The sequence below is a fragment of the Pseudacidovorax sp. NFM-22 genome (assembly GCF_021401245.1).
GTDB lineage: Bacteria > Pseudomonadota > Gammaproteobacteria > Burkholderiales > Burkholderiaceae_C > Xenophilus.
In genome coordinates this window covers 168,876-183,781 of sequence record NZ_JACBFY010000003.1, presented here as the reverse complement: position 1 = coordinate 183,781, position 14,906 = coordinate 168,876, and the positions used below count along the sequence as shown (strand labels likewise).

Annotated in this window: 11 protein-coding genes, 3 pseudogenes and 1 other annotated feature; of the genes and pseudogenes, 3 read left to right on the top strand and 11 right to left on the bottom strand. The window is 62.5% G+C overall.

The genetic code is table 11. The features are described 5' to 3' along the window. Position 1: 1 nt before the first annotated feature. The 10 genes and pseudogenes from L0984_RS11730 to L0984_RS11690 form a co-directional block, all read right to left on the bottom strand. Positions 2 to 790: an enoyl-CoA hydratase/isomerase family protein gene (locus L0984_RS11730; protein ID WP_129243248.1), complete on the bottom strand. Its 789-nt coding sequence runs from the start codon at positions 788 to 790 to the stop codon at positions 2 to 4. 74 nt (positions 791 to 864) lie between these two features. Further along, on the bottom strand, positions 865 to 1,830 hold the full coding sequence (locus L0984_RS11725) for a Bug family tripartite tricarboxylate transporter substrate binding protein (RefSeq protein ID WP_129243250.1): 966 nt from the start codon (positions 1,828 to 1,830) through the stop codon (positions 865 to 867). A 68-nt stretch (positions 1,831 to 1,898) separates the two neighbouring features. Further along, a complete protein-coding gene (locus L0984_RS11720) occupies positions 1,899 to 2,387 on the bottom strand; it encodes an FAS1-like dehydratase domain-containing protein (protein ID WP_129243252.1) in 489 nt (162 codons plus the stop codon). A 39-nt stretch (positions 2,388 to 2,426) separates the two neighbouring features. Continuing rightward, positions 2,427 to 3,647, bottom strand: coding sequence for a CaiB/BaiF CoA transferase family protein (locus tag L0984_RS11715; RefSeq protein ID WP_255697343.1), 1,221 nt, complete (start codon positions 3,645 to 3,647; stop codon positions 2,427 to 2,429). 13 nt (positions 3,648 to 3,660) lie between these two features. Next, positions 3,661 to 5,676 (bottom strand): acetyl/propionyl/methylcrotonyl-CoA carboxylase subunit alpha, encoded by a 2,016-nt coding sequence (locus L0984_RS11710; RefSeq protein WP_129243256.1) that lies wholly within the window; start codon positions 5,674 to 5,676, stop codon positions 3,661 to 3,663. A gap of 3 nt (positions 5,677 to 5,679) precedes the next feature. After that, entirely contained in the window at positions 5,680 to 7,284 is a 1,605-nt protein-coding gene (locus L0984_RS11705) for a carboxyl transferase domain-containing protein (protein WP_234193872.1), read from the bottom strand. Between the two features lie 30 nt (positions 7,285 to 7,314). Beyond that, positions 7,315 to 7,632, bottom strand: coding sequence for an AtuA-related protein (locus L0984_RS11700; RefSeq protein WP_129243260.1), 318 nt, complete (start codon positions 7,630 to 7,632; stop codon positions 7,315 to 7,317). Positions 7,633 to 7,643: 11 nt separating this feature from the next. After that, positions 7,644 to 9,020 carry an acyclic terpene utilization AtuA family protein gene (locus L0984_RS11695; RefSeq protein WP_129243262.1) on the bottom strand — a complete coding sequence of 459 codons (1,377 nt, stop codon included), beginning with the start codon at positions 9,018 to 9,020 and terminating at the stop codon, positions 7,644 to 7,646. Positions 9,021 to 9,186: 166 nt separating this feature from the next. Next, positions 9,187 to 9,328: pseudogene (locus tag L0984_RS29970) on the bottom strand (IS3 family transposase); the annotation flags it as partial. A 614-nt stretch (positions 9,329 to 9,942) separates the two neighbouring features. Then, a complete protein-coding gene (locus L0984_RS11690) occupies positions 9,943 to 10,935 on the bottom strand; it encodes an IS5 family transposase (protein WP_129243268.1) in 993 nt (330 codons plus the stop codon). A 361-nt stretch (positions 10,936 to 11,296) separates the two neighbouring features. Here L0984_RS11690 and tnpB point away from each other — a divergent pair, with 361 nt between their 5' ends. Continuing rightward, entirely contained in the window at positions 11,297 to 11,731 is a 435-nt protein-coding gene (gene tnpB / locus L0984_RS29965; RefSeq protein ID WP_370645986.1) for an IS66 family insertion sequence element accessory protein TnpB, read from the top strand. Positions 11,732 to 11,787: 56 nt separating this feature from the next. On the opposite strand, the pseudogene L0984_RS11685 reads toward tnpB, so the two are convergent. Beyond that, positions 11,788 to 12,960: pseudogene (locus tag L0984_RS11685) on the bottom strand (MFS transporter); the annotation flags it as partial. A 305-nt stretch (positions 12,961 to 13,265) separates the two neighbouring features. Here L0984_RS11685 and L0984_RS11680 point away from each other — a divergent pair. Beyond that, positions 13,266 to 14,009: an AraC family transcriptional regulator gene (locus L0984_RS11680; protein ID WP_208742422.1), complete on the top strand. Its 744-nt coding sequence runs from the start codon at positions 13,266 to 13,268 to the stop codon at positions 14,007 to 14,009. A gap of 62 nt (positions 14,010 to 14,071) precedes the next feature. After that, positions 14,072 to 14,826, top strand: a pseudogene (locus L0984_RS11675) (IS3 family transposase); the annotation flags it as partial. Then, positions 14,365 to 14,481, top strand: a sequence feature (AL1L pseudoknot). It overlaps the preceding pseudogene by 117 nt. Positions 14,827 to 14,906: the final 80 nt, after the last annotated feature.

The following is a 14,906-nucleotide window of genomic DNA, read 5'->3' as shown; positions in this document are numbered from 1 at the left end:
GCTACGCCCCAATCCAGCGCGGCGCCCGCTTCTCGACAAAGGCCTGAGGCCCCTCAATCGCGTCGGCACTGGAGTAGACTCGCTCATGATATTGGCAGGCCGCCTCCAGGCCGCGCTCGCAGCCCAGGTCCATGGCTGCCCTGATGCTCTTCTTGGCGGCCCAGACAGTAAGCGGCGCGTTGTCGGCGATGGTACGCGCAATCGCCTGGGCGCGCTCGCGCACCGCGTCGGCTGTGGCCTCGACATAGTTCACGAAACCCAACTGATAAAAGCGCTCAATGGGGTGCATCTCGCCGGTGAGCATGAGCTCCATCATGAAGGGCTGCGGCAGCATCCACAACATGGGTACTCCCCAGGGCGATCCTCGTCCCACCTTCGCCTCGGAAATGCCGCCCAGGGTTCCCCGCAACCCGACGCGGATATCGCTGTTGGCAGCCAGCACCATGCCGCCGGCCGTGAAATGGCCTGTCATGGCGGCGATGATAGGTTTGGGAACCCGGCGCATGCGCTGGTGGAACGGATCCCGCAACATCTGCAGCATGTCCTTGCCGGATTCCGCGCGCACCTGCGCGGCCTCCTTCAGGTCCATGCCGGCTGAGAACACGCCGCAGTCGGCGGAAGTCAGAATCACCACGCGCACGGCTTCGTCGCGTTCGACCTCCTCCCATAGATCCAGCAGGCGCTCGCAGATAGCGATGGACAACGCGTTGCGTTGAGCGGGGCGGTCTATGCAGATCGTGGCGATGCCGTCTTGCACGGAGTACAGAATAGGAGCGTCGGTTTTATTCATGATGCAGGGCGGACTCACAAGTCAATGAAAATCAGGAAGTACATGCCGCACGCAGACGGCGCGCGGCCCGCAACTCATTCAGGCTTGATGCCTGCGGCCTGGGTCAGCTTGCCGTAGTGCGCGCTCTCCTCGGCGATGTATTTGCCGAAAGCCTTGGGTGCCATGGGCGGCAGCAGCTCATAGCCAGTGCCATCGATCAGCTTTCTGACCTCCGGTTGCTCGAGCGCGCCGGTAATTTCCCGGTTGAGCTTGTCGATGATCTCGGGCGGCGTTCCTTTGGGCGCGAACAAGCCGTTCCAGTTTCCGATCTCGAACCCCGGCAACACTTCCTTCATGGCGGGTACCCCAGGAAGCTTCTCCGACCGGGCCGGCGTGATAGCCAGCGGCTTGAGCTTGCCCGAGGTCATATAGGCCAGACCGGTGGAGAAATCGATGAACATCATTTGCGTCTGACCGCCCAGCAGCTCGGACACGGCTTGGCCATAGGCCTTGTAAGGGATCTCCGAGATATCGGTATGCGTCATCACGCGGAAGGTGCTCCCGGTGATGCGCGTGGTGCTGTTGGCATAGGGAAACGAGAGCTTCCCCGGGTTGGCCTTGGCGTAGTCAATGAGTTCAGCCACCGAGTTCACCGGCACGGAGGGGTTGACGACGAGCGCGTGCGGCACCCCGCCGACGATGGCGACCGGCGCAAAATCCTTCAGGCCATCATAGGAGACATTTTTGAAAAAGTATTTGTTCGCCACCTGGGTGGTGTTGGTACCGAACAGCAAGGTATAGCCGTCCGGCTGTGAGCGGGCCACATACTCGCTGCCGATCATACCGGTGGCGCCTGGACGATTCTGCACGATCAGCGGCTGCCCCAGTCGCTTGGACAGCGAGTCGGACAGCACACGGGCCACCGCGTCGGTGGGACTGCCCGCGGCAAACGGAACCACGACCGTAATAGGTTTCTCGGGAAAGGCGGAGGCAGGAGCTGCCACCGCGTCCTGGGCGCACACTGTTAACGCAAGCAACGCCGAAAGCAGGGAAAATTTCATTGATGTCTCCTTGAGTGAATCGGGGCCGTCTGCGCGTCCCTCGAGTAAAAATATCGTAAGATTCCGCACTATGGACGGGTCTTGACCATGCGCAGGGGGTTATAGGTAAGCACCACTTCCCCACGCTGGTTGATCACCTGATTGGAGGTTCGCACCAAGCCGCGTTGCGGCTTGCTGGTCGCCCGAGCTTCGATCACTTCGCACTCGACATGGATCGTGTCGCCCGCATTAGTGGGCCGGTGGACCTTGATATCCGCCTCCATAAACGCCATGCCGGTGCGCTGCATCGTGCTCTGCATCAGTAGCCCTTCGGCCATGCAGAAGACGAGCGAGCCGGGAGCCGGACGCGAACCGATGATGGATTGCGAGGCGACGTACTCGAGGTTGGTGAACATTTCCTCCACCATGCCCACCGTCCCGATGAAAAGAGTGATGTCCGTCTCGGTAATCGTCCGGCCCAAGGTACGAAAGCGGTAGCCGGGCTCCACGTCGTCCCAGTAAAAGCCTAGGCCCAGCACCTCCAGCCCGTTCTCGTCCATGTTGATCGATCTGCGCATACTGTCTTCTCCTGGTTGTCTGCTTATCTTGATGTTCGGTCAGAGCACGCCGGCGGCACGCAACTGCGCCAACTGCTCCGCTGCAATCCCCAGCGATTGCAGTACCTCTTCGTTATGTTGGCCGAGCGCGGGCGGTGCGCCGGCGGGGTCCAGTGGGGTTTCTGAAAATCGGATGGGATTGCGCACGGTCGGAACCGGCCCGTAAAGCGGATGCTCCAGCTCCGCGCGCATGCCACGCGCCACTACGTGCTCGTCGGCAAAGACCTGGTCCATGCCATTGATGGGTCCTCCAGGGACCTGCGCCCGTTCCAGCAGCGCCGTCCAATCGGCCAGCCGGCGCGAACGTGTGACGGGAACCAGCCAGGCATCCAGTTCGGCCCGGTTGTGCACGCGGTCGGCGATAGTGGCGAAGCGCGGATCGGTGCCGACCTCAGGCTGCCCGACCGCCTGGCACAGTCGGCGGAACTGAGCGTCGTTGCCGACCGCGAGCACCAGATGCCCATCGGCCGCCGGATAGACCGCATAGGGCGCGATATTGGGGTGGCCACTTCCCATGCGCTGGGGGACGCGCCCGCTGACCAGATAGTTCATAGACTGGTTCACCAGCGAACCCACCATGCAGTCCAGCAGGCTGATGTCGATGTGCTGGCCGCCATGGCCGCGATCACGATGCTGCAAGGCGGCAAGAATGGCAGTAGTGGCGTACATGCCAGCCAAAAGATCGGCCACCGCGACACCAGCCCGCTGCGGGCCGCCTCCGGGCAAGTCGTCACGTTCGCCCGTCACGCTCATCAAGCCACCCATGCCCTGTATCAGGTAGTCGTAACCGGCGCGGTCCTTGTAGGGGCCCGTCTGCCCAAAACCCGTCACGGAACAATAGACTAGCTGAGGGTTAATCTCGCGTAGCGAGGCGTAGTCCAGGCCGTAGCGTTTCAATGCTTCGACCTTGTAGTTCTCGACGAAGACATCGGCGCGGCTCGCAAGTTCACGCAAGATCTCCTGGCCGCGGGGATTCGAGAAGTCGATGGCAAGGGACTTTTTTCCGCGGTTGCAGCTCATGAAATAGGCGGCGTCGCCGTTCTTGCCGGTCTGCCGATCTTTGAGAAAAGGCGGCCCCATCTGCCGGGTGTCGTCTCCGACTCCCGGCTTCTCCACCTTGATGACTTCAGCACCCAGATCGGCCAGGTTCTGCGTGGCCCAGGGGCCGGCCAGTATGCGGGAGAGGTCCAGCACACGGATATGGCTTAGCGGTTTCTGCATGATGATCTCAGTACTAGCGGCTGTTGCCAGCCTGAAACTTCGATTGATCGATTTGCCTGGCTTCATCGTCCGCCGTAGCGTCGGCCTGAACGATGTCGGCAATGAGCTCGCCCTCGCGCACGCTGTCGCCGACTCCGTAGCGGAGAGTCGCTACTGTCCCCTCGACATCGGCAACGATCGAGTACTCCATCTTCATGGCCTCGATGACGGCCAGAACGTCGCCCGGGCGCACGCGGTCTCCCTGTTGGACCGCCACGGCCGCGATGACACCAGACATCGGCGCCGTCGCCCCGCCGCCGTCCTGAGCACCGGCGTCGCCCTCGCTTAGGACCGGTCGCACCGAATAATGGTCGCCCGCCACCAGCAGATGCCAGCCTTCGGCGGCGCGGCAGGCGTCCCAGCGCCAGCCGTCCACCCGCCCCCCCAGGCCGGACGCTTCGCGCGACACGTTCCAGCTTTGCTGACCGTCGCCCGCGCGGACATTTCCGCCTTCCACGTCATAAAGCGCCGTCCATGCCGGCTCGGCGTCCAGCAGGAAACGCAAGCGTCCCAAAGGCGCGCCGGGATCTAGAAACTTCCGGTCCATCGCACCGCAGGGCGTGCCGGCCTGCCAGGGCGAGGCGGGCACGCCCTCCAACGGCAAGGACAGCGTGGCGCACACCGCAGCGGCGGCAAGGCGGCTGCATGGTGTTTGCAGCGATTTGTGTTCGTCCAGGTAACGGGTGTGGACCTGTCCGGCCAATACACATGGATCGTCCAGCAGCCGCAGCAGGTAGCCCAGATTGCTGGTCACGCCCAGCAACGCGGTCTGGCCCAGGCCCGCCTTCAAGGCGGCAAGTGCGGCCGGACGATCCGCAGCGCTCGCGATGATCTTGGCCACCATCGGGTCGTAGAAAGTCGGAACTTCGCCCGATTGGTCCAGCGCGGCATCTACGCGCAAGTTCGAAGGCCAGCGCGCGCGTACCACAGTGCCCGGCGAAGGACGAAAGTCCTGGGCCGGGTCCTCAGCATAGATTCTGGCTTCAATAGCGTGGCCGCGGCAGGAGATTTCTGACTGGGGCAGCGGCAGGGCCTGGCCCGCCGCCACGCGCAACTGCCACTCAACGAGATCCAGCCCGGTGACAGCCTCGGTGACAGGATGCTCCACCTGCAGGCGCGTGTTCACCTCCAGGAAATAGCTGTTGAAATCCCGGTCCAAGATGAACTCGAAGGTTCCGGCGTTGCGATATTTCAGGCTGCGCGCGCCCTGTACCGCCGCCTCCAGCAGCCGTTGACGGGCACGCTCCGGCAGGCGGGGTGCGGGCGCCTCCTCCATGACCTTCTGGTGGCGGCGCTGCAGCGAGCATTCGCGCTCAAACAGATGCACCGCGCTCCCGCGACCGTCGCCAAACACCTGCACTTCGATGTGGCGGGGCTCCTCGATGTACCGCTCCACGATCATCCGGCCGTCGCCGAAGCTGCTGCGGGCCAGGCGGATGGCCGACTCGATGAGCCGAGGCAGCTCCTCGTATTGGGTAATGATCTGCATGCCCTTACCCCCGCCGCCGGCGGAGGGTTTGAGCAGGATCGGCAATTCAATGGCGCGCGCCAGCCCCTCTATGGTGGCTGGGTTGTCGCTGGCCTCGTCGGTGCCAGGCACGACCGGCACCCCAGCCGCGCGCATTAGCGCCTTGGCCCGCGCCTTGTCGCCCAGCTCCGCGATCGTCGCGGGAGAGGGGCCGATGAACGCCATACCCGCGGCCTCCACGCTTGCCGCGAACTCGCTGTTCTCCGACAGAAAACCGTAGCCCGGGTGCACGGCCTCGCAGCAGGTTTCCTGCGCAGCCTGGAGTAGCTTCGCGGCGTTCAGATAACTGTCCGCTGCCGCTCCCGCACCCAGACAAACGGTCCGGGCGGCGCCGCACAGATGTGCCGCGCCAGCATCGGCCATAGAGTACACCGCAACATATTCGATGCCCAGCCGTTGGCAGGTGCGCGCGATGCGGCGGGCGATCTCTCCCCGGTTCGCGATAAGGATTCTCTTGAACATAGGCTACATCCTGAACACGCCGAAGCGCGTGGGTTCTTTCGGCCCACCAGCAGCTAGCGCCAGGCCCAACGTCAGCCAGTCGCGGGTATCGGCGGGCTCGATCACGCTATCCACCCACAGGTGCGAAGCCGCGTTCAGGGCGGTGCTTTCCGCGCCATAAGTATCGCGAATGGGCGCTTTGAATGCCTCGGCCTCCTCGGCGCTGAAATCCTTGCCTTGGCGGGCAAGTTGATCAGCGCGCACCAGCGCCAGGACGGTGGCGGCCTGTTCCCCGCCCATCACGGAGGTCCTGGCGTTGGGCCACATAGCCATGAGCCGTGGCCCAAAGGCACGACCGCACATAGCGTACGCGCCCGCTCCGTAGCTTCCGCCGACGATGACACTGAATTTCGGCACCCGGGCGGTGGACACGGCGTTGATCATCTTGGCGCCGTCCTTCGCAATGCCGCCCTGCTCGTACTGAACTCCCACCATGAAGCCGCTAATGTTGTGCAGGAACACCAGCGGGATGTCCACCTGACAACATAACTCGATGAAGTTGGCCGCTTTTTGGGCGCTCTGCCCGAAGAGCACGCCATCATTGGCGAGCACGCCCACGGGGTAGCCGCCGATCGAGCCCGTGCCGCAGATAAGGCTGGAGCCATAGCGCTCGCGGTACTGCACCAGCTCGCTACCGTCCATCAATCGCGCCAGCACGTCCCGCATAGGTATCGCCTGCTTGGGATTGGCGGGAATGAGCCCGGGCAATTCCGCCACATCGAAGCGGGGCGGCCGGCACGGGCCGGGCGGCGGCGCAAGAGCAGGGGCCCCGCAACGTCCTAGGATGCCACGCACCAACTCGAGCGCGTGCAACTCATCATTCGCGAAATGGTCGGCTACTCCGGACAGGCGTGTGTGCGTGTCCGCCCCCCCCAGGTCCTGGGCGTCGACCACTTCGCCGGTGGCGGCCTGCACCAGCTGCGGTCCGCCCAGGTAGATCATGCCCGCATTGTCGACGATCACAGTTTCATCGCACATCGCCGGGATATACGCCCCACCCGCGGTGCAGGCTCCCAGCACTGCTGCGACTTGTTTCAGGCCAACGGCCGACATCTCGGCAATATTGCGGAAAATCTTGCCGAAGTGCTGCTCGTCCGGAAATAGGTCGCCCTGCAAAGGCAGATAGGCGCCACCGGAATCCACCATATAGACGCAAGGCAGGCCATTCTCGCGGGCAATGGCCTGGGCGCGCAGCTGCTTCTTGATGGTCAGCGGGTAGTAGGTTCCTCCCTTGACCGTAGCATCGTTGGCCATGATCATGCAGGCTCGTCCGGCGACGATGCCGACGCCGGTAATGATGCCGGCCCCTGGCGACTGCCCCTCGTACGCGCCGTCGGCCGCCAACTGGCCGATCTCCAGGAAAGGCGTGCCGGGATCCAGCAAAATATTGACGCGTTCGCGCGGCAGCAGCTTGCCGCGCGCCAGATGCACTTGCCGCGCGCGTTCGCCGCCACCGGCAACCGCACGCTCTCTTGCAGCGAGCAGCGGTGCACGCAATTCGTCATACGCCGCCGCATTCGCGACAAACTCCGGGCTGCCCGATCCGAGGCGGGAAGAGAGAATAGCCATATGTTCAATATCGTCTTGGGTTGCAGGGATTCAGCTCGGATCTCGCACCGGCAGGCGCAACAGCGCATGCCCCAGTGACTTTCCTGTCTGGTCCAACCGCAGGGTGCGCGTCGCCCCCCCTCCCAGCGCATGACGCATGATCACCATCATGGCGCCGATGTTGTCCATCGGGTAGCATTCCACCTCGCCCAAGACCCAATCACCGTATAGACCCTTGACGTCGGCCGGCGTCACGCTAGCTAGCAACTGCGCGTACTCCAGTGGCCCGCGGGCTACCAGCCCCACGCTGCACACGTCCCCCTTGTCTCCGGACCGGACATAGGCAATGTCTTTCACTTGAAGCGTCATCAGAGCCCTCCTTAGGCCTTCAGGATTTCGGTTTTCTGTTCGACGGCGGCCCGCGGGATCAGCGTCGGCCACAGGGAGATGACGGGGCGCGGTTTCATTGGGGTGCCGAAGGACGTGCCGCCCGGACCCATGATCCAAAGGTTCGTGCCCGCGCGGCGCACCTTGTCGGCCTCTTCGGCCGTGCGTGTACGCACCGCGCAACGCAGCCCGACTTCGGGCAGCTCGTTGGCCTGTTCGCGCCCCGGGAAGGTAGCTGCGGGACCGTGCAAGGTGTTGAGTCCAACAAAATCGAAGTGAATCTGTTCGGCGGCCAGTCCCATGCGTTCGAAACGTTCGAGCATGGTTTCGCGCGCCTTTACGGCGCGGTCATAGGCGTATGGCCAGGGGAAAAACGCCATGGTCTCGCCGATCCACCCGTCTTGGTAACCGACCACCAACTTCCACAGGTCGGGCGCTGCTTCACCGCGCACGCCGCTGACGCGTACGCGGTCCTCTCCCTCATCGATCAGTTTCAGGGAAGTGAAATCGGCCACGGCGTCGGGCATAAGATAGCGGCGCGGATCGCCCACCTCGTAGACCAGATGCTCCTTGATCGTCCATTCATCAACACGGCCGCCAGTGCCGGACAGCTTCGTGACGACGGCCTCGGCGTCCGCGCCCACTTCAAGAATGGGAAATCCTGCTCGCCCCATGTGCGGCATCTCCCCGAACCGTGAGGACATCCCGCCCGAGCAGCCGGCCGCGCACTCGACAATGTGGCCCAGTGTCACGGCCGCCGCATAACGATCTATGTGCGCGGCGTCGCGCCGCCAGCCGAATTCGTGGGCCAGCGGCCCCACGTAAAGCGCGTTGTCCGAAACCCGTCCGGCGATAACCACGTCCGCCTCGCCCTCTAGGCCTTCAATGATGCCCGAACTATCGGTGTAGACATTGGCACAGACGACGCGGTCACGGATGGCCGCGAAATTCGCGTCGCCCGTATCCATATTGCGTAGCGGAGCCCCCTGCCCCATCAGGTCGTCGAGCTTGTCCAGCATGTCGTCGCCTTCAATCAGGGCGATGCGGGTGCCGGCAAGTCCTGCCTGGCGCGCGCCTTCGGCAATGCGATGGGCGGCGGCGCGCGGATTCACCCCACCGCCATTGGAGATCAGCTTCGTTCCCACGGCGGTGGCGCGCGGCAGCAGGTTGATCATGGTCTGGACGGCATCCGGCACGTAGCCGACATCCGGCCGCTTGAGCTTCTGCCGCTGCAGCAGCGCCATGGTCAGTTCAGCCAGATAGTCGAAGCACAGGTAATCCAGATTTCCCCGTTCCAACAACTCTTGAGCCGGATCCTGAGCGTCCCCCCAGAACCCGGAACCCGCTCCAAGTCTTACGTGCCTGACCATTTTGGGTCTCCTTGTCGTAATTTCATTTTAATGATTTAATTTTCATTTTATTGTTTGAGTAAATGGACGTCAAGGGGGGCCGCACAACAGGCCCAGCTTTCGTCGGCCCCATTGGGCGTGGGCATGACTACACGCCAATGTCTCGGACGCCTCTTTCGCGGTTTCAGGCGTTGCGACAGGCCTTCTGGGCGGTACCGTCGCTTAACCCGTTTGTGGTTCTGGACCAGCCCCTCCCGGCGCAGCAACACGCGCAGGCGGGGCAAGCCAAACCGTGGCCGTTCCTGTGCCAACTCGCGCTGCTGCAGCGCATTGCGCGAGTAGTCGGAGAACGTCAGGAACGTGCCGCCGAACGGGATGTAGCTGCGATGCAGTGCTGACCTGCCCCCCCCCCCGCTGGCCGTACCAGGCTGTACGAAGTGGAGTCCATCAACGTGGAGAATGATGAACATGAAGACGAGCCGATTTACCGAAGAGCAGATCATCGGGTTCCTGCGCCAGGCCGAGGCTGGGAAACTCTGGGTACACCAATGTGTGTAAGAGTACGCAAGAGTGATGAGAGCCCGACCAGCGCATTCCATCAGGGACCGCCGGCCGTGCGCCGGACAGCGAAGTCCGGATGCATGGCTGCCATCAATACCTTCGCTCCGTTACAAATGAGAGCTTGGCAAGCCGGGGGCGTCCATGCATGGTGTATGGGCAGCATCGTGACGGTCGATTTCAGGCGGCGAGTTTCTGCTGAACCGGCCGATCGTCTTGCACCGGTTCGCCGTCTTTGAAGGCAATGCCCTCAAGGGAAACGCTGATTAATGAGCTGCCTGGTCCGCTTGCAGATGAAGGGGCGTCGAATTTTCTGGATAACGAATCGAATCGGCGCTCATTTCGGTGAATTTGGTTCGCAAACGAGTCTGCCTGCTCGCATTTTTCACACACATGACGGACTGCTCCCATGAACCGATCGCAACAGGTTTCGCGCAATCACCAGATTCGCCAGAGCGAACAGGCTGAACAGTTGCGCCGTGTTCTTGGCCAAGCCCTTGTATCGGGTCTTGCGATGGTGAAACAGGTTCTTGACGATATGGAACGGATGCTCGACCCGGGCGCGGATCTGCGCCTTGGTCCGCTCGGCCGCCATCACCAGGTCCTTCAGCGGGCCTTCCGACATCGCCTTGATCTTTCCGCGCTTGGCCGCGACGTGCCACTTCACCGTCGTGCCCTTCATTTCCTCGCGCTTGTCTACGCCAATGTAGCCCGCGTCGGCGAACGCCTGCTCTTCATGTCCGTGCAGCAGGGCATGCGCCTGCGACACATCCGACACATTGGCCGCCGTGCCAACCACACTGTGAATCAGGCCCGAATCGGCGTCCACGCCAATGTGGGCTTTCATCCCAAAGTGCCACTCGTTGCCCTTCTTCGTTTGATGCATCTCCGGGTCACGGCTCTTCCCGGCGTTTTTGGTCGACGGCGGTGCCTCAATAATCGTCGCATCAACCAGCGTGCCTTCCTTCATCATCAGTCCACGCTCGCACAGCGTGATGCCGATCTCGTCGAACAGCTTTCGCGTCAGGTCATGCTCGAGCAGCAGGCGCCGGAACTTCAACAGCGTAGTCGCATCCGGCACGTTATCGACCGCCAGATCGATGCCGGCGAAGGCGCGCAGCGCGATGCTGTCATACAGCGCGTCTTCCAGACCTTCGTCCGACAAGCCGTACCACTGTTGCAGGAAGTAGATCCGCAGCATTCGCTCCAAGCCAATCGGCGGACGGCCTCGCGTGCCCTTCGGGTAATGCGGTTCGATTGCCGACAGCAAGCGCTGCCACGGCACAATCTTCTCCATCTCCGTCAGGAAGCGTTGGCGCCTCGTCACGCGCTTCTTGCCTGCAATTTCCGCTTCCGCGAAGCCGATCTGCCTCTTCATCGTCGTGGGTCCGTTCCGTGAGCTGCCTTCTATAACGTTCTCGGCTACGTTAGCGATGACCGCCGAGCTTCATTAATCAGCGTTTCCCTAATGTCTTGCATCGATGGGTCACAGAACATGAACGCTATGGGCACCATTCCCTGAGTGATGGGAATCTGTCGGCACACCCGCAGACGGCACTGACGGTGTCGTCACCGCAGGCAGCTACTCCATTTATCCCTATCCCCTTCAGTCCACCGCCGCAAGCGGGCAGCAATGAGTCCATCCATCTGGAACTGAAGCGTGGCCCCAGCACGGTGAACGTTTCCTGGCCGGTGAGCGCCGCGGGACAGTGCGTCGATCTCCTTCGCGAGTGGCTGCGATGATTCACGTCGAAGCCATCTGGCTAGCCACCGAACCGCTGGATATGCGCGCAGGCGCGGGCACAGCATTGGCGCGTGTGGTGGCGGTATTCGGTGCGGCGCGGCCGCATCATGCGTACTGCTTTGCCAACCTATGGCGCGCTAATCGTATGAAGGTGCTGGTCCATGACGGCATTGGCGTCTGGCTGGCCGCCCGACGTTTGAACCGGGGCAAGTTTGTCTGGGCCGATGCCTTGAACGGTCCCCATGTTGAACTGGACACGACGCAATGGGGCGCCCTACGCAATGGCGTATCGGGCATGCGCAGGGCAACGATGAACACGATGGCGCACACCAGGGCGGCGATGCCATACACCAGCTCGAAGTTGGTCGCGAGTTGGGAAGTTTCAGACAGACCTTGCAACGCCGAACGTCCGTGCTCCAGCGTGCCATGAGCGATACCAAGCCCGGAGGCGATGATGGCCCCCGCCAGTGTCGATCCGCCAGCACCGCCCACCGAGCGAAGCACGAGCAATCCGCCAGTGGCAGCACCGATGTCTTTCGTGGCTACAGCGTTCTGGGCACTCATGATGGTTCCCAGCAGGCATATGCCTATACCCGGCGCCGTGATGACCATGGCGGCAACCCGCATCCATACGGGTGCATCGAGCGGCAGCGCAGCCATAAGAACCAGTCCGACACAACTGGCTGCAGAACCCATCCGCAACGCCCCACGTATCGCACCGTAGCGGCGCGCGTACATGCCGCCGAGGACATTCCCGCAGACGTTGGCCAGCATGAAAGGCGCCACATACAGGCCCGAGGTCGCGGCTGTTGCGCCGCGGACCAGTTGGAAATACAGCGGAATGGAGAACAGGCAGACAAAAAGCACGACGGCCGCCAGTGTGGAGACGATGACGCTGGAGACGTAGCTGGGGCTGGCAAAGGCCGAGGGGGGAAGCACCGGGTCGCTGGCCCGCCGTTCCTGCCAGCGCAGCAGGCCGATCAGGACGCAGCCCATCACCACCATGCCCAGAATCTGGTAGGAGGTCCATGCGTATTCGTTGCCACCCCAGCTCAGCCCGAGCAGCAAGGACGAGATCGCGCCGGCGAGCAACAGCATTCCCAGTAGGTCGATGCGGGGCTTGCCAGGGAGGGTTACCACGCTGATGTGTTTGAGTCCGTTGTTGCAGACCCACATAGCCACGGCGCCCAGCGGCAGGTTGATCCAGAAGATCCAACGCCAGGACCACTGCTCGGCGACGAGACCGCCCACCAGCGGCCCGCTGATGGAAGCCAGCGCCCATACGGCGGACAGGTAGCCCTGATAGCGGCCACGTTCGCGCGGCGGCGCCACATCGGCGATGGCGGCCTGCGCCAACGCCATCAGTCCGCCTCCTCCCAAGCCCTGCAGTGCGCGGAACCATATGAGTTGGTCGATGGACTGCGCCAGTGCGCACAGTGCCGAGGTCGCAATGAAGAGAGCGATGCAAGTCGTCAGCAGGCGCCGACGTCCATAGGTGTCCGACAGCTTCCCGTAAATCGGTGTACTGATGGTCGATGCGATCAGGTAGGCGGCGACGATCCAGGAGAGCTGCTCGTATCCACCCAAGTCGCCGGCGATGGCGGGGACCGCCGGGATCACCACAGTCTGGTCAAGTGCGGCCAGCAGGATGCACAACATGACGCCTGCGATGACACGCCTGACATCGGTGTGCGAATAAGGTTTGGCAGATATGGGAACGGAGTCGGTAGCTGTATCTCGAACGTGTGACACGGGCTGTTTAGGTCTCTCTGAATCTCGCGCCAGTTAGCTCGCGAACAGCAGTAGCCACTGACGCGGCGCTGGCAAATACGCACTATTAGATAGAAAGGCGGCGATGCAGTCTTTCGATGAAAAGTCAATCAATGTAGAATAAGAGACAAATGGCGAAAAAAACGAAGTGGGAAATAATCGCGCGCTCTCCGGATGCCGTACCACCCCAGCCCATGACCAAGCGGGTGCAGTCTATTCCTGCCCGACATTACTTCGCCGAGCACACTCATGAGTGGAATCAAGTCGTCTACGCCATCTCCGGCGTGCTGACCGTCGTCGCCGACGGCCGTTCGTTTGTGATTTCGCCGGAGCATGCCGCCTGGCTGTCTCCCGGAACGGTGCATCGTGTCGGCTCTTTCCTTGGAGCCGAATTCCGCAGCCTCTGGCTTGCTGACGCGCCCGGAGGCCCACTTTGCGAGCGAAGCGCAACCGTATTTGGTATGTCCCCCTTTCTGAAGGCGCTGATCCTAGAGGCTTCAGCTCTCGATGCCGCGACTGACAGCGACGGTTATTTCGGGCGAATTTATCAGTTGATACTCGATCAACTGTTGCGCGCTCGTCCGGTCTCGTCGGCGCTTTCGTGGCCGCAGAGCGCGACCTTATCCGAATTGTGCGAGGCGCTGTACAACGACCCTGCAGACCCGCGCGGTCCCAAAGAATGGGGCGTGGAATTCGGCATGTTGGGCCGCACGCTCGCTCGGAAATTCCTGGCAGACATGGGGGTTACCATGCGTTCGTGGCGCCGCCAGCTCAGGTTGTTTCGCGCCATCGAGTTTCTGGAAAACGGGATGGACGTGACGAGGACGGCAATGGAACTCGGCTACAACTCCACCTCTGCATTCATATACGCATTCCGTTCGGATATGAAATTAAGTCCGCTGGCCTATATGCGTAAGCGATCCATGCCCACTATCTGAAGTTCAGCCAATTGGCAGCTTGAATCGCCCCGGGTATCGCGGAGGCTCCAACTCTTGAGAGAATGCGAGCCATGAGCAAGAACAACGCGAACAAGTTTTCCCCGGAAGTGCGCGAGCGCGCGGTGCGCCTGGTGCAGGAGTCCCGCAGCGAGTACCCGTCGCTATGGGTGGCGGTCGAGTCCATTGCGCCCAAGATCGGCTGCTCGGCGCAGACGCTGCTGACCTGGGTCAAGCGGCATGAAGTCGACAGCGGGCAGCGCCATGGCGTGACCACCAGCGAGCGCGAGCGGATCAAGGCCTTAGAACGAGAGGTGCGCGAACTTCGCCGTGCCAACGACATTCTGCGTACGGCCAGCGCTTTTTTCGCGCAGGCGGAGCTCGACCGCAAGCTGAAGTCGTAAACACCTACATCGACCGGCACCGGGAGGTCTACGGGGTCGAGCCGATCTGCAAGGTGTTGCAGGTTGCCTCGTCGGCCTATCGGCGCCACGCCGCGCGGCTGCGCGATCCATCGCGGCGCAGCGACCGCGCTCGGCGTGACGAACATCTGAAGCCGCATGTCCATCGGGTCTGGCAGGAGAACCATCGCGTGTACGGCGCTGACAAGGTCTGGCGGCAACTGAACCGCGAAGGCGTGGCGGTTGCCCGTTGCACGGTCGAGCGCTTGATGCGCGCCCAGGGCCTGCAAGGCGTGCGGCGCGGCAAGCGGTTGCGCACCACAGTTCCCGACGATGCGGCCACCCAGCCGCTGGATCGCGTCAACCGGCAGTTCCGGGCGGATCGGCCGAACCAGCTCTGGGTCTCGGACTTCACCTACGGTACGCCCAGCCAGCGTGGCCCGCCCGTATGGGGGTGAAACTGCTTGAGCATGTTTGGAATGCAGTACCCGGAGGAGTT